We start from the raw sequence: 19082 nt of genomic DNA on the forward strand, positions 1-19082 counted from the left end.
AATTACCTAGGTTTCATTTAATAATAAATCACAGACTTTAATACAAGGAGGTTTGAAAATGGATTTTAAAAATATAAATATAATGGTAGGAATTGCAGCTTTGTTTTCAACAGTTTCTTTAAATTCGTACAGTAATGACTTAAATGACAGCCATCTACAAAAGATGTTAAACTATGAGATAAAATCAGATAGTAAAATATATACAGTACTTACACCTTTAAAGGATGTTATTCCACAAAACTTAAAAGGGTTTAAGGAGTATGATGAATATGCTCATAGCCTCATGATGTCAAATAGTTCACAACTGTTTTTAACAAAAGACGTTGGAAATAATTTTGTAATATATATGATACCTCATCATGAAGCTGCAATAATATCAAGTATAGGTGTTTTGAAGTATACTCAAAATACAGAAGTTAAAAATTTAGCTGATAGAATAGTTCGTGCTCAAGAAAAAGAGGTTGAGTTTATGCAAAAACTATTAGAATCAGGAGAGTTAAGAGGAAATGATAATGAAAAGTTTCTTCCTAAAATGAAGAAGATAATGATTAAAATGATGAAAAGTATGAAATCTTATGATGGACAAGCAAATAATGCTGAAGAGATAACAAAAAGCTATTTACAAAATATGATTATTCATCATGAAGGAGCTGTAAGTATGGCTAAAGAGTATTTGAAGTTTGGAAAAAATAAAGAACTGATAAAAATGTCCAATGGAATTATTTTGAGCCAAGATGAAGAGATAAAAGAGATGAAACAGATATTAAAAAAGGCAAATTAAACATTTGCCTTTTTTTTAATTATTAAAAATTTTTTAAATCATCTTGTACATTACTAATTGTTCCTAAATTAAAGTTATCAATTAGAACTTGAAGAACATTAGAACTTAAAAATGCAGGAATAGTAGGACCTACATGAATATTTTTAAATCCAAGATATAGTAAAGATAGGAGAACCAAAACAGCTTTTTGCTCATACCATGCAATATTAAATACTATTGGTAAATCATTTATATCATCTAACTCAAAAACATCTTTTAATTTGAGTGCAATAACAGCTAGAGAATAACAGTCATTACATTGCCCAGCATCTAAAACTCTAGGGATACCACCAATATCTCCTAAGTCTAATTTATTATATCTGTATTTAGCACAACCTGCTGTAAGTATTACAGAATCTTTAGGTAGAGCTAAAGCAAATTCAGTATAATATTTTCTGTCTTGCATTCTAGCGTCACAACCACCCATGACATAGAATTTTTTTATTGCTCCAGATTTAACAGCATCAACAATTTTATCAGCTAAAGCTAAAACTTGATTATGAGCAAAACCAGCAATAATTTCACCATGTTCAATTTCAACAGGCGGTTTACATGCTTTTGCCTTTTCAATAATTTCACTAAAATCTTTAAATCCATCTTCATCAGCAAGAATATGTTCACATCCTTCCATACCAGCAGAGTTTGTAGTATAAACTCTTTCAAGATATTCAGCTAGAGTTCCTCTAGGAGGTACTAAACAGTTACTTGTAAATAAAACAGGACCATTAAAATCAACAAATTCTTTTGTTTGATGCCACCAAGACCCACCGTAGTTACCTACAAGGTTATCATATTTTTTAAAAAATGGATATGCATGACCAGGAAGCATTTCAGAGTGAGTGTAAACATCAACACCAGTACCTTTAGTTTGCTCTAAAAGCATTTCTAAATCTTTTAGATCATGTCCAGATATTAAGATTCCAGGCTTATTTCTAACTCCAATATTGATTTTAGTTATTTCAGGATGTCCATATGATGTTGTGTTAGCTTTATCTAAAAGAGCCATAGCATCAACACCCACTTTACCAACATTTAAAACCATTTGAACTAATGCTTCAATAGATAAAGAATCATCATCGACATTAGCTAGTGTTTCTTCGATAAATCTATATATAGAAACATCCTCATATCCTAAATTAAAAGCATGCTCAACATAAGCACACATTCCTTTTAATCCATATATGATAGTTTCTCTTAAAGAACGAATATCTTCATTTTTAGTTCTCAATACACCAACTTTTTCAGCATAATCTAAAAGTGAATCATCTGAGCTAAGATCAGTTGGGCAATTGATATATTTTGCATATTTTTCAGGAACAGAGATTTTATTATTTAAAAGCTCTATTTCTAAAGCAGTTCTGTAAGCTTCTCCAGTTTCAATCTCCCTTATAATAGCTTCATCGTGAAAGTTAGCATTGGTAATTGTAACAAAAAGAGCATTTACAACCCATCGGTGCAAGTCGTTAGTTATAGGAATTTTATCATTTAAAAGTTCAATATAAGCAGAAACAGTTTTAGCCATATGTATTAATAAATCTTGTAAATTAGCAGTTTCAGAGGCTTTACCACAAACCCCTCTAACAGTACATCCTTTATTCATAGCAGTTTCTTGACATTGAAAACAAAACATAGACATAGACAACCTCCTAAATTTTTTTATATTTTTAAAAGTAAAAAAAACTGAGGTATTAAAAAGTACCCCAGTAAAAAAATTATTCTTTTTCAAACTCGTCTTTTCCAGCACCACAGATAGGGCAAACCCAATCTTCAGGAACAGCTTCCCAAGCAGTACCTGCCGCAACTCCATTATCAGGATCTCCTGTAGCAGGGTCATAAATCCAGTCACAAACTTTACATCTCCATTTTTCCATAAAAAATACCTCCTATGCTAGTTAATGTATCTGTGATATTTTTACAAAAAAATTATAGATTTCCTTTTAAATTTATAAAAAAATTAAAGGATATATTTATTGAATCTATAATATAAATTATAGAGAAAGTATATTTTAGGAGGAAGTAATATGGAAACAGTTAATAGTTTACTACAAATAAAAAATAGTTCAGGGGAGCCATTGCTACAGACACTGGGTCATGATGCAATTGAATTTTTAATTAGAACATTTGTTTTTATAATTATATTGTATTTAGGTTCATATTTTACGAAAAAAGTTGATAAGTATATAGATAAAATTCCAGTAGTTAATCAGGATATTAATACAAAGCAGTTTACTAAATCAGTTACAAAATTAGGGTTAAATGTAATGTTTTTTTTGATAGGATTATTAGCATTTGGTTTTAGTGAAGCATCAATAGCTACTATGATCAGTGCCATTGGTTTAGGTGTAGGTATCTCTTTAAAAGAGTTTCTATCAAATTTAGCTGGTGGAGTAGTGCTATTTTTTACAAGACCTTTTAGTATAGGAAATTTCATAAAAATAAATGGTGTAATGGGAGAGGTTGCTAAAATAGAGGTGTTTTCAACATATATAACTAGTTTAGATGGAAGAAGAGTTATAGTTCCAAATAATGTAATGATTAGCGGAAATATTATAAACTATGATGCAAACCTTTTTAGACGTATAAAATTAATGCTATCAGTATCTTATGATTCTGATATGAAAAAAGTAATTAGTATATTGGAGAATATAGCAAATACCTATGAAGGATTAAATAGAGATAGGGAAAACTTTATACATACAATGGAGTATGGAGATTCAAGTATAAATATTCTATTTATGGTTTGGACTCCAACAAATGGTTACTATAAAGTTAGAGGAGAGTTAATGGCATATATTTTAGAAGTATTTAACAAAGAGGGAGTAAATGTTCCATTTAATATTTTAGATGTAAATGTAACTGAAAGTAAATAGAGAGGAGGAAAAGATGAAAGACAGAATAGTTAGAGCTCTATTTTTTTCAGGTTTTTCAATTATAACAGGATTAATAGTGGGATTTATAGATGTGTTTTTTTCAAAAGGATTGATATTAGCAGCAAATCTACGAGTGGAATATTTTAATAAATTAATTATTTTTTTACCTTTTGTGGGAGTTTTAATGATATTTTTATATAAAAAATATGGAAAGGGTTCTTTAAAAGGAATGGGCTATGTATTCGAAGCAGCACATATGGAAAATGTAATTATTCCTAAAAGATTAATTCCATTTTCTATTATATCAACATGGGCGACTCATCTTTTTGGAGGTTCAGCTGGGAGAGAGGGAGTAGCAGTACAAATAGGTGCAACGGTAGCAAATACAATAACAAGATATGTAGAGAAAAAAATAAAGTTAAATATAGATGATTTAAAAAAAATTCTTATTTCAACAGGGATATCAGCTGGATTTTCAGGACTTTTTGGAACTCCATTTGCTGCAACAATATTTTCTTTAGAGATTTTAAATATGGGTGTTGTTGAATACAAAGCTTTGTTTCCAGCATTTTTAGCAGCGTATACAGCCTTTGGTGTATCAGAGTATTTTGAGATGAAGCATTTCCATTTCTTAATAGAGAAGTTTCCTAAAAATGATATAAGAGATATAACAATGTTTTTAATGGCAACGTTTATATTTGCAGTTGCAGGGTATTGCTTTGCTTTTTTCTTAAAAAATTTTAAAAAGAATAAATATATGGTTGGTTTAGATCCTATAAAAAAAATATTTTTTGGTGGAATAATATTAGGCTTTTTAATCTGGTTAGTTTATGGAGGGAGATATAGTGGACTAGGAACTAATCTAATTGATATAGCTTTTTCAAAAGAGCAGTTATATTCATATGATTGGATATTGAAGATGTTCTTTACTATATTCACTTTAGGAATAGGATTTCAAGGGGGAGAGGTCACACCAATTTTTGCTATAGGAGCATGTTTAGGAGGAGTATTAGGAGGTTGGTTTGGTATTCCTGTGGAGTTTTTAGCAGCAATTGGATATTGTGCTGTATTTGCATCTTCTACAAATACATTTTTAGCCTCATTTTTAATAGGAATAGAGATATTTGGTTATAATATGGCAGGCTATCTTTTTGTAGCTTGTGCAATGGCTTACCTATTTAGTGGAGAGTTAAGCATATATGAAGGACAAAAAAAAGAGCATTTAAAAATATAAATGCTCTTTTTTATTTTAAAGTTTCAATAATGTTATCTATATCATCGAAACTCATATTATTTTTAAGGTATATAGCGTATTCTAAAGATGTCATTCCCCAACTATTTTTAATATCTAAATTGGCACCATTTTCTTTTAAAAAATTTACCATTTGTAAATCTTTATTAAAAATGGCAAGATTAATAGGTGTATTACCTTGTAGTGGTTCTTGGATATTAATATCTGCATTATAATCTAAAAATAGTTTAACAATATTAGTATCTTTTAATAAAACAGCTTTATGTATAGGATATCTGTACTCACCACTTCTGTCATTAACATCGATTCCATCTTCTAATTTAACTTTTAATTTCTCTAAATCTCCATTTTTTAATGCATTTTTAAATTCAATCATAAAATCCCCCTTAATCAGTAAAACTATTCAGAACAAACACAAGGATAATTTGGTGTAGGTTCATCACTTAAGTATTCTTTAATTTTTTCAATTCCAACGTAGTTAGTAACACTTTCCCAATCTTCAACTACTAAAGTAGGTGCAGCAGTAACATTAAGTTTTTGTGCTAGATCTTTAGCTTCAGTCAAATCATAGATAGCTAAATCATGTCTATTATTGAATAAACTTTTAACTACATCACAACTATCACAATTTTTAAGTACAAACAGTGTTTTTTTCATAATAGTCTACCTCCGTTATTTAATAAAAAAATTATAACACATTAATAGAGATTTATATTAAAATTTTTAACTAAATTTTTTAAAAAATTATTCTCTGGATTTACTGATACAATGAAGTTAACTTGATTTAAGTCACAAACTTTATAAAATTTAGAAGTATCGAACTTTTCATCTGTAACTAAAAAAACATTTTCTAAAGAGTGCTTTAAAGCAGTTTTAGTAACCAATGCTTCATCATGATTGTGTGAAGTAACACCATTTTTTAAAGATAAACCATCTAAGGTTAAAAATGCTTTATCAAAAAAATAGTTACTAATATCTAGAGATGTTTTAACTCCAGATGTTGATAAAAGATTTAGTTTAACCTCTCCACCAATTAGAAATATAGAGTGAGTATGGTCAATACTACTGAAAAAATTTACAAACTCATTGATAACAGAGAGAGAAACAGTAACAATTTTAAGATTTTTTTTATTTTTTAAATAAGGAATCATTTTAGAAATTGTAGTTCCAGCATCTAAAAAGATTGAATCACCATCATTGATAAGGGAAACACCTTTTTTAGCTAAAATATTCTTCTCGTTAGAAAAAAGTTCATTTCTTAAACTATAACTTTCATCAACTATGTTAGAGGAGCTTTTTAGGGCTCCTCCATAAACTTTTCTAATCTCACTATTTTCATTTATAATATCTTCTAAATCTTTTCTGATAGTTTCCATAGTCACACTATATCTTTTTGCAAGCTCTTTAACATAAACTATATTTTTAATATTTATTTCATCTAAGATAAGTTGTCTACGCTCTTCCATTAACATATATTATCTCCAAAACATAGAGTTTTTGATAGAATTGATTAAAGTATCAATATCTGTAGGATAAACCTCTCCAATATTACCGATTCTAAAACTCTCCTCTTTTGTTAACTTACCAGGATATATAACAAATCCTTGCTCTTTAAGTTTTGAATAAAAATTTTCAAACTTATAATCAGGATGATTTGGAGCATAGAATGTAGTTATAATAGGAGATTGTTTTTCTAAAGTGATAATAGCTTTAAATCCAAGAGTGTCCATACCTTTAACAAGTTTATCTTGGTTTTCTGTGTATCTTTTTTCTCTAGCTTTAACTCCACCTTCAGCTTCTAATTCTAAAAGGGCTTGATAAAAGGCTCTTACAACATGGGTAGGAGAAGTGAATCTCCATTTTCCATTTCCACTTTCCATAACTTTCCATTGATCAAATATATCTAAAGAGTGAGAACGAGCCTTTCCTTCACATTTTAAAAGTTCAGATTTTCTAGCTATAATAAATCCAAAACCAGGAACTCCTTGGATACATTTGTTAGATGAACTAATTAAAAAATCAATTTGGTACTCAGGAATGCTAAAATGAATTCCCCCAAAACTAGACATAGCATCAACTATAAAAGTTTTATTGTAGTTTTTAACAATTGCTCCAATCTCTTTAATTGGATTTAAAATTCCTGATGTAGTTTCACAGTGAACAACAGCAACATGAGTAATCTCTTTATCTTCCTTTAAAATAGATTCTAAGTGAGATAAATCATAAGTTTCAGTTTGCTCAATTTTATAGATAGTATTTTTAACTTTTGCTGTATCACAAATAGTTTTCATTCTATCTCCATATGCACCGTTTGAAAGAATTAAAACTTTTTCATTCTCACCAACAACACTAGTTAAAACAGCCTCAACAGAGAAAGTTCCACTTCCTTGCATAGGAATCATAGTATAGTCATCTCCAGCTTCAGCAACATCTAAAACTCTTTTTCTCATATCTTGAACTAAAGAGTTATACTCGTTATCCCAAGTACACCAATCTTTAAGCATAGCTGATTTAACTCCAGAAGATGTTGTAAGTGGTCCAGGTGTTAAAAGAATATATGGTTTATCTGTTAAGTTATTGTTATTCATTGTTGTTTCCTCCAAATAGTTTTATATTTTCAATTTTTATACTCTCTTCAAGAATTTCAAGAGCTTTTTCAAGTTCATGTTTTTCAATAATAAGTGGTGGTGATAGTGTTAATATTCCACTAGAAACTTTGAAACTAAGACCTAAATCAAGGCAATTATAAAGAATTCTATCAGCTTCAGATTCAGCTTTTTCTTTTGTTTTTCTATCTCTTACAAGTTCAATTGCAAAGAGTAGCCCAATAGCTCTTACATCACCGATAATTTCATATTTATTTTTTAATATATTTAATCTATCTAAAACAAATTTCTCCATATTAGATGTTTTTTCTAAAATATTATTATTATCAATAAAATCTATGGCAGCATTAGCAGCAGCACATCCAACAGAGGATTTCTCATGAGTATAGTGCCCTAAAGATGTATATTGACCAATGTTAAATTCATCTTTTGTTAAAAGAGCAGAGATTGGAAATATTCCACCGCCAAGTCCTTTTCCAATGACAACAATATCCGGGTCAATATCATAGTGTTCAAAGGCGAAGAATTTTCCAGTTCTTCCCATAGCAATTGCAGTCTCATCTAAAATTAAAAGAGTATTGTGTTTAGTACAGATATCTCTTATTCCTTTCATAAGTTTATATGATGGAATCTCCACTTCAGTATTTCTAATAGTTTCCATAAAAAAAGCTGCAATATCTCCATGCTTTTCTAGAGTATAGTCTAAAATAGTTAAGAAGGTATCTTCATCAAAAATGGGTCTATAGCTATTATAAGGGATTAGATGTTCACACCCAGTTAGAAGACTTCCAATACCATTTCTAAAATGAGCAGTTCCTCCTAAAGAGATAGCATCTATTGAAGCTCCATGGAAAGAATCCCAAAAAGATAGAAAGCCATCTTTTTTAGTTACAAGTCTAGCTAGTTTCATTGCTATTCCAATAGAAGAGGTTGCTCCTGGTGAAAATAGAACTTTATTTAAAACACCATTTGTTTTATCAGAAAGCTTTTGAGCTAAAATTATAGCAGAGTTATTTGTATATCTTCTAGGTGAAAAGGGAAGTTCTTCCATTTCATTAATAATGGCATTTTTAACATCTTCATTTCCAAATCCAACTTGATGTACATTATTTCCATGAAAATCCATATAGATTTTTCCAGAGATATCTTCTAGATAGATACCTTTGGATTTTTTTAAAACATTTAAACAAGGAGTTGAAAGAGATTGATGAAGAAAGATATCTTCATCATCTCTAAGAACACAACTAGTTTCATAGTTTATATTTTTATCTTGCCAATTTTTACGATTTGAAGAGGTATTCACATCCCCTTCAGATGTAATTTTATTCATTTTAAATAACCTCTTCAGAATTCATTCTAGTATTTATAACATCAATTATATGTGGTAAATCACCAACTTGCTCAACAACATAATCAGCTCCAGCAGAGTATAATCTCTTTGCAGTTGCATCCATTAATTTTTTTAACTGAGCATGGTCCATAGTTTCAACCTCTTTTTGTGAAAGGCCAAGTTCACTTCCACCCTTTAAGATACCAACAGTCCAAACACCAGCATTTTTACCCTCTTTCATATCAACAGTTGTATCTCCAATTTTTATAATAGAATTCCTATTTGGAATTGCTAAGGTAATCATATTTTGATAAATCATATATGGATATGGTCTACCAGCAGGAACTTCAGTTGATGTGATTCTAAAATCTGGACAGTATCCAAAAGCTTTAGCTTTAGGAGCAACAATATCTAACATCTCTTTTGTATATCCAGTTGTACTTCCAATTTTTAATCCTCTATCTCTTAACTCTTTTTGAAGATCTAACATTCCAGGAACAGGTTCAGCAAAGTTTTCTAAAGAAGCGAATAAAACTTCTTCAAATCTTTCGTATAAAGAGTTAATATCCTCCATAGTGTAATCTCTATTAAATTTTTCTAACCATAAAGAGTGTATTCTTTCCATCTTTAATAGTGCTTTTATGTGATCTATTTTTAACATTCCCATAGGTTTTCTAGCTTCTTCATAAGTAATCTCAATACCAATCTCTTTAAAAACTTGAACAAAAACATCAAGTGGTGCGAAACATCCATAATCTACTGTAGTACCTGCCCAATCAAATATAACTGCCTTAATCTCTTTTCTCATTATTTATTCCTCCCAAAATTTCTTTTTTTAATTATTTCATAAATTGTTTTTACTAAAAGATTTGTTCCAACAATTAAAATTCCCATTGCTGCTGCTTTAGCTTGATCTCCAACTTCATCAAGATTAACCATTGCAATAGATGCAAGAGTTGTTTTTGAAGTATATAGGAAAACAGCTGCTGAAACTGTAGTCATACAGTTTACAAAGTAATATATGAATATCTCTCCAATAGTGTGTTTAGTAAGTGGTAGAGTTACATTGAAAAATGTTTTATACCAAGGAACACCCATAGATAGAGATACAATTTCAAACTCTTTATCTAACTTTTTCAAAGATGTTGACGCTGTCATAAAAGCAACTGAGAAAAAGTGAACAATGTTTACAAGAACTAAGATCCAAAGAGTTCCGTATAAACTATTGAATGGATTATTTACCCAACCAATTAGTGGAATTCTAATGTAGTTCATATTGAAGAAAAAGATATATCCTAAACCTAAAACCATTCCTGGAAGGGCTAAAGGTACTATTGCGAAAAACTTAATAACATTTCTAAGCTTAGTTAAACTCTCAGTTTTTAAACATATATATGCTCCAAGATATGCAATAATAGTTCCAAATATAGCTGATAACATTGCTATAGTTATTGAGTTTTTATAAAAATGGAAAGCTCCACCATTAAAGTCAAAGAATTTATAGTTATTTAAAGTAAGTTCAAAGTTATATGGCCACATCTTAACAAAAGAAGCGACACCTGCTGTAATAAAAAGTCCTAATATACCAAGACCAATAAACCAACAGAAACTGTAGAAGAAAATATCTCTACCAGTTGAATTTTCAATTCGATAGTTCATAGATTTTGCATTAAAGGTATCTCTTTGTTTTTTCTCTAAAGATTTTTCAAAGAAAAATGAGATTACTGCGGGAATAAGTAGAAGGATACTAACAACTGCACCTCTTCCTAAATTTTGTTGTCCGATAACTTGCTTATAAATATCTGTAGCTAAAACATTATAGTTTCCACCAACAACTTTAGGTGCTCCAAAGTCAGTGAATGCAAGAATAAAAGAAACTGTAGCTGTGGAAAAAACAGCATATTTACAAGATGGAAGAGTTATTGTAAAAAATTGCTTTACTTTACTTGTTCCAAGAGTTTTAGCAGCTTCATAGAGTCTATAGTCACTATTTTGTAGTGCCATAGAGATAATTAAGTAGGCTTGAGGTAAAGTATATATAACTTCACTAATTACAATACCAGTTGAACCGTATAGATTTATATCTGTTGCAAGATTAGGGAATCTACCAAAGAATCCAGTAGTTATGACTCCCATTCTTCCAAATAGGTAAACTAATGAGATACCATGTAGCATAGTTGGAGCAAATATAGGTAGAAGAATTAAAAATTTTAAAATACCTTTTCCCTTTATGTTACTTCTAGCCATTCCATAAGAGTAACCAAATCCTAAAATTAAAGTTATAACCATAGTTAAAGTTGCTATTTTAACTGTATTGAAAAATGAAGATACTACTCCAGGGCTAGTAAGATATTGAATAAAATTTTGTAGACCAATAAAGTTTCCAGCATTGTCCTCTGTTGCTTTTATACTTAAAGAGATAAGTGGAAAAAGAAGAGTAACAACGAAAAAGATTGCAATTCCCCAAACGATAATATCTCTAACTTTTTCTGAAAGAAGTTTTTCAGTTTTTTTAAAAACTAGCTCCATTCAACTCCTCCTCCTAAAGTTCTTTCAACTTTAAGAAATATGTGTTGATCTTTTTTTAGTGGAATATGAGCAATTTTATTTCTACAGATATCAACTTCAATAATGTAGTTCTTTTTATTAACTTTTAATCTATAGTACGATCCCATATACTCCCAAGATTCCAATGTTCCCATAAAGAAATTATCTGTTTGCTCATCAGCAAGAGAGATATCCTCTGGTCTAGCCATAACTTTTGTTCCATTGATTTCAAACTTATTAACTTTTCCGATAAAATCTCCAATGAAATTGTTAGCTGGATTTTCATATATATCTTGAGGTGTTCCCACTTGAACAATTTTAGCATTATCCATAACAATTATTCTATCTGACATTGAAAGAGCTTCCTCTTGATCATGAGTAACCATTATAGTTGTAATTCCAAGTTTTTTTTGAATATTTTTTATATCATTTCTAAGTTTTTCTCTTACTTTAGCATCAAGAGCTGAAAGAGGCTCATCTAACAAAAGAATATCTGGCGAGTAAGAGATTGCTCTAGCAAGTGCAACTCTTTGCTGCTGACCTCCTGAAAGTTCATTTGGATATTTATTCTCTTGACCTCTTAAACCAACAAGCTCAAGTGACTCATCTATTTTCTTTTGAATTATATCCTTTGGTATTTTTTTATTCTTCATCCCATAGGCAATATTCTCTCCAACTGTTAAATTTGGAAAAAGAGCATAAGATTGGAAAACGATTGACATATTTCTCTTAGCTGGATGCTTTTTTGTAATGTTTTCATCCTTTAAAAAAATTTCACCACTATCGACATTTTCAAGTCCAGCAATAATTCTAAGAAGTGTTGTTTTACCACAACCAGATGGACCTAAAAAACAGATAAACTCCCCTCTTTCTATTTCAAAATTTATATTGTTCAATGCTTTAAACTTACCAAAAGTTTTTTCAACATTTTTTATCTTTAAATAACTCATTAACTCCTCCTCGTTTTCATCATCTAAAGATATATTACATCATCTAAGTTAAAAACAAATTAAAACCAAGTAAACTAAGAGTAAAACAAAGGTTAAGAATTTGTAAAAAATAAAAAACTACAGATTTCTCTGTAGCTTTATAAAAAAGATATTATTTTTTCTCAGTTTTAGAACCAAATTTTGTTTCCCAAGTAGTTAAAATACGCTCTTTGTTAGCAGCAGCCCAAGAGAAATCATTAGCAATTAGTTGAGTGATAGGGTTTTCAGGGAATCCCTTTGGTGGAGCAACATTGATATCTCTAGAAACAATAGCATAAGATTTAGCGTACATTTTCATAGCATCTTCTGAGATAGCCCAATCTAAAAATACCTTAGCTTCATCTTTGATATTCTTTTTATTTATTAAAGCATTAGCTTCAGAATCCCAACCAGAACCTTCACTAGGGAAATAAACATTTATAGGTGCTCCATCATTTTTTATTTTTATTCCAGGATATCCATAAGATATTCCAATTGGATACTCTCCAGATGCAGCTGTTTTAGCAGGTTTAGATCCTGAGTGAGTATAAACACCCATATTATTATCTAAGCTAGCCATATATTCCCAAGCTTTTTCCTCTCCTAAAAGTTGAACTAAAGCAGAGACTGTTAGAAATCCAGTTCCAGAAGAAGCTGGGTTAGGCATAGAGATTAAACCTTTATATTCAGGTTTTAAAAGATCTGAGAAATTCTTAGGTTCCTCTAGTCCTAGTTTTTTCATTTCAATAGTATTAACTGAAATAGCTGTCATCCAAGCATTGTTTCCAACCCATTTAGGATCTTTACCTGTGTTATCTTTAAATTTTGGATTTATTTTTTCAATATCTTTTGGAGAATACTCTTTTAAAAGATTAGCTTCATCTAAAACTAAAAGGCCAGTAGCAGCAGTCCCCCAGATAACATCAGCTTGCGGATTATCTTTTTCAGCTAAAACTCTTGAAACGATAACACCTGTTGATTCTCTAACAATATTAAGTTTTATGTTAGGGTATTGCTCTTTAAAAGATTGAAGATACTCAGGAATTTGTTCGTTTTCTAAAGCAGTATAAACTGTAATCTCCTTTGTTTTATTGTCTTTAGATACAGGTTTTTCAGAAGAACCACAACTAGTTAAAAGTGTTGCTAAAACCAATGAACCCAATATTTTTTTATTAAATGTCATAAAATCACCCCATTTTTAAATTTAATAATATTATAAAGCATGAGTGTAAAGGTAAAATAAAAAACAGGTAAAAGACAAGTAAAACCAAAAAATAAAAAATAGAAAAGAATTTTTAGTTTTTCCTAGAAAAAAAATGGAAATCAAGATATAATTGAAAGAAAAAGTTATTAATTCATTTATGGGGAGGGGAATATGAACTATAAAGATATGAAAAATGAGAAATTTGGATTTGTATATATCTATGATGAAACGAAAAGTTGTTGAGTTGATGGTATCATGCTCCCTAGGTTAGAGGAGCTTTCTAAAGAATATAAAAATTCTAAATTTTTTCCAATAGATATAAAAAAGAATCCTGAAGTGACAGGAGAATTTTTAGTTTTTGTAACGCCTGTTTTAATTATCTATTATGATGGATTAGAAGTTTTAAAAAAAATAAGATTCTTTTCTATTTCAGAAATAAAAGAAGAAATGGAAAAGTTTTTGGAAAAGATATTGTAGGTTATAATTTTTTAAGGGGGGATAATGAGTATAAAAAGGATACTTTTAGTTTTCTTTTTAAGTTTTAAATTTATAATTTCAATGGATGTATATGTTCCTAAAAATGATAAAGAAAAAAAATACTTAGAAAAAATAAGAGAAAAACAATTGGTATTAGGAATAAAAAATAATTATTTTGCTGATGATAAAATAGAAAATCAATCATTAAATGATATTATAGAAGAATTATTAAAAGATTATTTACAACTTAATATAGTTATAAAAAAAGATAATTGGGATATAATATACAATGAATTCCAAAAAGGTGAAATTGATATTATAAATTTTTTAACTAAAACAAATGAAAGAGAAAAATTTGCAGTTTTTTCAAATAAAATTTTAGCTGAAGAGCTAGTTATTGTATCGAGAGATAAAAAATTAAATACAGCTGAAGATTTAAATGAAAAAAAAGTCTATGTAACTAAAAATACTATCTATGAGAAATTTTTAGAAAGATATAAAATGAAAAATGAATTGCAAATGAAAATAATAAAAGTGGATGATGTAAATCTAAAAAAATTAGATTATTTTGCAGATACTAATTTAAATACAATAGGAGAATCAAATAAACTAAGTATAAGTAGATTACCAGAAACTTCAATTGGAGTTAATAAAAGTTATAAAGATTTAAATTATATAATTAATAATGCTTTGGAAGAAAAATATAGTAAAAAGATGGAAAATTGGTTGAAAAAGCGTAAAGAGTTTATGTTTAAAGATAAATTTTTAAAATCATTAACAGATGAAGAAAAAGAGTATATCCAAAATATGAAACCTTTAAAAATATCATACGGAAATATTGAAAATGTGAGTAGCGATTCTGTAAAAGATAAAAAATTTGTAGGAGTTCTTCCAGGGTTATTAGATTGTTTATTTAAGAAGTTGAGTATTAATATAAAACAAGAAGAAAAAACGAAAAAAATCGAATGGACAACTATTTATGAAGATTTTAATAATGGTAAAATTGATATATTAACTCTTTCTAGAACTCCTGAAAGAGAAGAAAAGTTTATATTCACTAAAAAAATTTATGATTTAAATGTATATCAGATAGAGGTTCTGAAAAATTTATCAAGTAAGAGAAAAGTTGGAGTTATAAAAAATTCAATAGAAGAAACTGTAGCAAAGGAATATTTTTTTAAAGATAACATAAAGATCTATTCAAATAGAGATGAAATGTTATCAGATTTAAAGAACAATAAGTTAACTACAGTCTTATCATTAAACTCAGACATTTATGATAAGAAAAAATATAATATAAGAATATTAGAAAATGTACCAATAAACTTAGCTTTAAATAAAAATAATATAGTATTGAGGGATATTTTAAATAAGGCTATACTAGAGATGGTAGATTTAAAAGATATTCTCAAAAATTCAGAGTTGAATAAAAGAAAAGAGATTATAACAGAGCAAGAAAAACATAAAAACTTAGTTATTTTGGTAACGTTGAGTTGTATATTATTATTAGGTTTAGCATTATATCAAAGCTTTAAAGTTTTTATGCATAAAAGAAAAAATAGAGAGCTATTAAAAGATGAATTAACAGGTTTATATAGTAGAAGAGTTTATAATGAGTTTTGTAAAAATAACAATAGTATAACTGGATGTACTCTTCTTATGGATTTAAATAATTTTAAATTATTAAATGATACACATGGACATGATTATGGAGATCAAGTATTAATTGAAGCTGGAAAACTATTAAAAGAGGTTTTTAAAAATGACTATATATTTAGAATATCAGGAGATGAATTTTATATATTTTCTTGTTATTCAGCAAATATAAAATACAAAATAAAGAAGTTAGAAACTCTTTTTAAAAGCTCTAATTTAATGAAAAAGTATAATATATCTTTTAGTTTAGGATACTATTTAAAAAAAGAGAAGAACTCAATGGAATATGCTTTTAAATATGCAGATTTAGCTATGTATTCAGCAAAAAAGGGTAGAGAAAACTGGTCACAAGAAGCAACATATAATTTTATAAAGAGTAAAAAAAGAAAAAAAATAATCGAAAATTTAATTAGTAAGTCAATAAATATAGAGTTTTATCCAGTGTTTCAAAAAAAGTATGCATTAAAAGATGGAAAAATTATAGGAGCGGAAGCTTTAACAAGGTGGAATAACAATCTTTTAGGAGAAATTTATCCAGATGAATTTATTCCAATAGCAGAAAATTTAGGATTAATTTATAAAGTTGATTATAAAATAGCAGAAGAAGCGGTGAAAAAGACAAAACAACTTCTTAGAGATAATATCGTGGATAAAAATTTTAGAATGTCTTTTAATATGTCAATAGAAACTTTAAAAAGAAAAGATGTAGTAGAAGTTATATTAGATATTTTAAAAAAGTATTCTTTAAGTGGAAAAAACTTAGAGATAGAGATAACAGAAAGTACATTTTTAAATGATGCAGAAGATGTAGTAGTAAAATTAAATAAATTTAGAGAGAATGGAATATATCTTTCAATTGATGATTTTACAGCAGGATATTCTACAGTAGGTTTATTAACAACTTTACCAATAGATGTTGTTAAGTTTGATAAATCATTAATTTCTAGTATTAATGAGGAAAGTGAAAGAGGAAAAAATGTTTATTTAGGGCTAACAAATATGATAAAAAGTTTAAAACTTAAAGTTGTAGCAGAAGGAATTGAGGAGAGAGAACAGTTTGAATTTTTAAAAGAGATAGGAGTTAGTTACGGGCAAGGATATTATTTTGGAAAACCTGAAAGGGAACTAAAGAATGTTTAGAGGAGGTAAGAATGGTAGAGGTTAAAGATTTTAAAGCAGGTGATTGCAATACTCTTTGGAATATAAATAGAAATGCATTTAGAAAAAGCTTAAAAAAAGAGAATTATGAGGATTTTAAAAATATTGTTGAAAACAGCATAGGGAAAGTTTTGCTTTTAGAAAATGAGATAATAGGAGCTATATTTTTAAAAGCACAAAATGAAGAGGGAACATTTAAAGTTGAGAAACTTTTTATTTGTCCAAAGTATCAAAATAGAGGGTTAGGATATTTTATTTTAACTCACTTATCTGAAGAGGATAACTCTATAAAAAAGTTAGAACTAGATATAGACGAAAGCAGTTTTAAAGCAAAAAAATTCTGCGAAAAAATGAAAAAAGAGATTTAGGTGGTAATACCTTTTAACTTATTTTAAGTTTAGGAGGTAAAATATGAAGATGTTTAAAATTTTAGGATTATGTACACTTTTATCAGTAACGCTTTTAGGAAAAGAGATTCAAGTTGTAGCTTACGACTGGGGATATGAACCAAAAGAGATTGTTTTAAAAAAAGATGAACCTGTAAAATTGACTTTAGTGAGTAAAGATGGAGATCATGGATTAGGATCAAAGGAGTTAGGATTTAATTTAGAAGCAGCTCCAGGAAAACCAGCTTCAGTGGAAATAACTCCTACTAAAGTTGGAGAATATACAGGGAAGTGTACAATTCCATGTGGATCAGGACATAAAAAAATGCTTTTAAAGATAAAAGTAGAATAACAATATAAAAGAGGTAAAGATGAAAGAAAAAATATCTGCTTTAGGGCAGTACATAGTAAAACAAACAGGAAAGAATTTTAACTTTAAGATGATAAAACCAGATGGTTATTATAAAGGAGTTTTATTTTCTTATGGTGCAGATGACTATTTAGTTTCAAGTGATAGAGTGGAACTTTTAAGTACAATTGAGTTAATATCTATTAAAACTTCAAAAGATTATCCAGCTAAATTAGTGAGAAGATACACTCACAGTAAGTTTGATAAGATTGGAAAGAAAAAAGAGGATGCAATTGTAATAAATGGAGTAAAGTTTTATATTATAAAGCTATAGTCATATTTAGTTGAAAAAATATAAAAGAGATGATATACTCTTTAAGAATTAAATTTATAAAAAAAGATGTTTGGGAGATCCATCTGTAAAAAAAACCAGCAAGGGGCTAGGTTTATTCTAGCCTTTTTTGTTTGTGTGGATCCCAGAAAGGGAGAGGTTATGAAAAGAATAATTATTGATTGTGATCCAGGAATTGATGATTCACTGGCGCTGATTTTAGCACTGAAATCACCAGAGCTAGATGTTATTGGAATTACTATTTGTGCTGGAAATGTTCCAGTGGAAATTGGAGGAGTTAATGCTTATCGAGTTTTAAAGTTACTAAAAAGAGAGGATATTCCTATTTACGTAGGAGATAATAATCCAATTAAAAGAGATTTAGTAACAGCTCAAGATACTCATGGAGATGATGGAGTTGGGGATGTTTTACCAGAAGTTATCATTCCAAAAGATGCTATTAAATTAGGAGCTGTGGATTATCTTATTAAAACTTTAAAAGAGAATGAGGATGTATCTATAATAGCATTAGGTCCAATGACCAATTTAGCAAAGGCTGTGGAGAGGGAAAAAGAGATTTTAAAAAGAGCTGAAAGAATTGTTTCTATGGGAGGTGCTTTTAGAACTAATGGGAACTGTTCTCAAGTAGCTGAATTTAACTACTGGGTAGATCCAGAATCAGTAAATATTGTTTTTGAAAATGTAGATAAGCCAATAGAGCTTATTCCACTAGATGTAACTAGAAAAATAGTTTTAACACCAAACTATAGAGAGTATTTAAAGCAGATGAAAAATGAAATAGCTGATTTTATTTACAATATAACAGGATTTTATGTTGATTTTCATTGGATGCAAGAAAGAACTTTAGGTTGTGTGATAAACGATCCTTTAGCAGTAGCTTATTTTATAGAACCAAGTCTATGTAGTGGAGTTTTAACTCATTTAGAGTGTGTTGAAAATGGAAGAGCCATTGGGCAAACACTAATAGATATTGGAGATTTTTATAGAAAAACACCAAATGTATTTATAAATACAGAGGTAGATGAGAAAAGATTCTTTGAGCTTTTCTTTCACAGAGTTTTTCCTGAAAATAAAAAAGATAATGAAATAGTGTTAAAGGGGTATTAA

Annotated in this window: 20 protein-coding genes; 9 read left to right on the plus strand and 11 right to left on the minus strand. The window is 28.7% G+C overall.

The genetic code is table 11. From position 1 onward, the window contains the following. Nucleotides 1–58: 58 nt before the first annotated feature. Nucleotides 59–781, plus strand: coding sequence for a DUF305 domain-containing protein (locus HMPREF0202_RS03925; protein ID WP_023049952.1), 723 nt, complete (start codon nucleotides 59–61; stop codon nucleotides 779–781). 22 nt (nucleotides 782–803) lie between these two features. Here the strand turns inward: HMPREF0202_RS03925 and hcp are convergent, their stop codons facing one another. Both hcp and rd read right to left on the minus strand, forming a co-directional pair. After that, a complete protein-coding gene (gene hcp, locus HMPREF0202_RS03930) occupies nucleotides 804–2456 on the minus strand; it encodes a hydroxylamine reductase (RefSeq protein ID WP_040406284.1) in 1653 nt (550 codons plus the stop codon). Between the two features lie 76 nt (nucleotides 2457–2532). Next, nucleotides 2533–2691 (minus strand): rubredoxin, encoded by a 159-nt coding sequence (gene rd, locus HMPREF0202_RS14925; RefSeq protein ID WP_023049954.1) that lies wholly within the window; start codon nucleotides 2689–2691, stop codon nucleotides 2533–2535. 150 nt (nucleotides 2692–2841) lie between these two features. On the opposite strand from rd, the gene HMPREF0202_RS03935 reads away from it, so the two are divergent. Further along, on the plus strand, nucleotides 2842–3690 hold the full coding sequence (locus tag HMPREF0202_RS03935) for a mechanosensitive ion channel family protein (protein ID WP_023049955.1): 849 nt from the start codon (nucleotides 2842–2844) through the stop codon (nucleotides 3688–3690). 13 nt (nucleotides 3691–3703) lie between these two features. Beyond that, nucleotides 3704–4924: a chloride channel protein gene (locus tag HMPREF0202_RS03940; RefSeq protein WP_023049956.1), complete on the plus strand. Its 1221-nt coding sequence runs from the start codon at nucleotides 3704–3706 to the stop codon at nucleotides 4922–4924. Nucleotides 4925–4934: 10 nt separating this feature from the next. On the opposite strand, the gene HMPREF0202_RS03945 is transcribed toward HMPREF0202_RS03940, so the two are convergent. The 9 genes from HMPREF0202_RS03945 to HMPREF0202_RS03985 all read right to left on the minus strand — a co-directional run bounded on the left by HMPREF0202_RS03945 (nucleotide 4935) and on the right by HMPREF0202_RS03985 (nucleotide 13576). Beyond that, nucleotides 4935–5318, minus strand: coding sequence for an ankyrin repeat domain-containing protein (locus HMPREF0202_RS03945; RefSeq protein ID WP_023049957.1), 384 nt, complete (start codon nucleotides 5316–5318; stop codon nucleotides 4935–4937). A 23-nt stretch (nucleotides 5319–5341) separates the two neighbouring features. Beyond that, the gene (locus HMPREF0202_RS03950; protein ID WP_023049958.1) at nucleotides 5342–5599 is read right to left on the minus strand and encodes a thioredoxin domain-containing protein; all 258 of its coding nucleotides are present in this window, start codon (nucleotides 5597–5599) and stop codon (nucleotides 5342–5344) included. Nucleotides 5600–5640: 41 nt separating this feature from the next. Beyond that, nucleotides 5641–6414, minus strand: a complete 774-nt coding sequence (locus HMPREF0202_RS03955) for a DeoR/GlpR family DNA-binding transcription regulator (protein ID WP_023049959.1) — start codon at nucleotides 6412–6414, stop codon at nucleotides 5641–5643. A 3-nt stretch (nucleotides 6415–6417) separates the two neighbouring features. Next, nucleotides 6418–7530, minus strand: coding sequence for a 2-aminoethylphosphonate--pyruvate transaminase (locus HMPREF0202_RS03960; protein WP_023049960.1), 1113 nt, complete (start codon nucleotides 7528–7530; stop codon nucleotides 6418–6420). Then, entirely contained in the window at nucleotides 7523–8878 is a 1356-nt protein-coding gene (gene pbfA / locus HMPREF0202_RS03965) for a (R)-1-hydroxy-2-aminoethylphosphonate ammonia-lyase (protein WP_023049961.1), read from the minus strand. Before pbfA ends, HMPREF0202_RS03960 begins: the two co-directional genes overlap by 8 nt. Nucleotide 8879: 1 nt before the next feature. Then, a complete protein-coding gene (gene phnX / locus HMPREF0202_RS03970) occupies nucleotides 8880–9686 on the minus strand; it encodes a phosphonoacetaldehyde hydrolase (protein WP_023049962.1) in 807 nt (268 codons plus the stop codon). Then, complete coding sequence (locus HMPREF0202_RS03975) at nucleotides 9686–11407, minus strand: putative 2-aminoethylphosphonate ABC transporter permease subunit (RefSeq protein WP_023049963.1); 1722 nt, start codon at nucleotides 11405–11407, stop codon at nucleotides 9686–9688. The genes phnX and HMPREF0202_RS03975 overlap by 1 nt, the downstream gene beginning before the upstream one ends. Then, nucleotides 11398–12375 carry an ABC transporter ATP-binding protein gene (locus HMPREF0202_RS03980; protein ID WP_023049964.1) on the minus strand — a complete coding sequence of 326 codons (978 nt, stop codon included), beginning with the start codon at nucleotides 12373–12375 and terminating at the stop codon, nucleotides 11398–11400. Before HMPREF0202_RS03980 ends, HMPREF0202_RS03975 begins: the two co-directional genes overlap by 10 nt. 151 nt (nucleotides 12376–12526) lie before the next feature. Then, nucleotides 12527–13576, minus strand: coding sequence for a putative 2-aminoethylphosphonate ABC transporter substrate-binding protein (locus HMPREF0202_RS03985; protein WP_023049965.1), 1050 nt, complete (start codon nucleotides 13574–13576; stop codon nucleotides 12527–12529). A 276-nt stretch (nucleotides 13577–13852) separates the two neighbouring features. Here HMPREF0202_RS03985 and HMPREF0202_RS03990 point away from each other — a divergent pair, with 276 nt between their 5' ends. The 6 genes from HMPREF0202_RS03990 to HMPREF0202_RS04015 all read left to right on the plus strand — a co-directional run bounded on the left by HMPREF0202_RS03990 (nucleotide 13853) and on the right by HMPREF0202_RS04015 (nucleotide 19082). After that, the gene (locus HMPREF0202_RS03990) at nucleotides 13853–14074 is read left to right on the plus strand and encodes a thioredoxin family protein (protein WP_023049966.1); all 222 of its coding nucleotides are present in this window, start codon (nucleotides 13853–13855) and stop codon (nucleotides 14072–14074) included. A gap of 24 nt (nucleotides 14075–14098) precedes the next feature. Continuing rightward, nucleotides 14099–16870: an EAL domain-containing protein gene (locus HMPREF0202_RS03995; RefSeq protein WP_023049967.1), complete on the plus strand. Its 2772-nt coding sequence runs from the start codon at nucleotides 14099–14101 to the stop codon at nucleotides 16868–16870. Nucleotides 16871–16881: 11 nt separating this feature from the next. Continuing rightward, on the plus strand, nucleotides 16882–17256 hold the full coding sequence (locus tag HMPREF0202_RS04000; RefSeq protein WP_023049968.1) for a GNAT family N-acetyltransferase: 375 nt from the start codon (nucleotides 16882–16884) through the stop codon (nucleotides 17254–17256). 43 nt (nucleotides 17257–17299) lie between these two features. Further along, a complete protein-coding gene (locus HMPREF0202_RS04005; RefSeq protein WP_023049969.1) occupies nucleotides 17300–17626 on the plus strand; it encodes a cupredoxin domain-containing protein in 327 nt (108 codons plus the stop codon). Nucleotides 17627–17645: 19 nt separating this feature from the next. Then, entirely contained in the window at nucleotides 17646–17957 is a 312-nt protein-coding gene (locus tag HMPREF0202_RS04010) for a hypothetical protein (RefSeq protein ID WP_023049970.1), read from the plus strand. 159 nt (nucleotides 17958–18116) lie between these two features. Then, nucleotides 18117–19082, plus strand: a complete 966-nt coding sequence (locus HMPREF0202_RS04015) for a nucleoside hydrolase (RefSeq protein WP_040406287.1) — start codon at nucleotides 18117–18119, stop codon at nucleotides 19080–19082.

This window comes from Cetobacterium somerae ATCC BAA-474 (assembly GCF_000479045.1).
Lineage (GTDB): Bacteria > Fusobacteriota > Fusobacteriia > Fusobacteriales > Fusobacteriaceae > Cetobacterium_A > Cetobacterium_A somerae.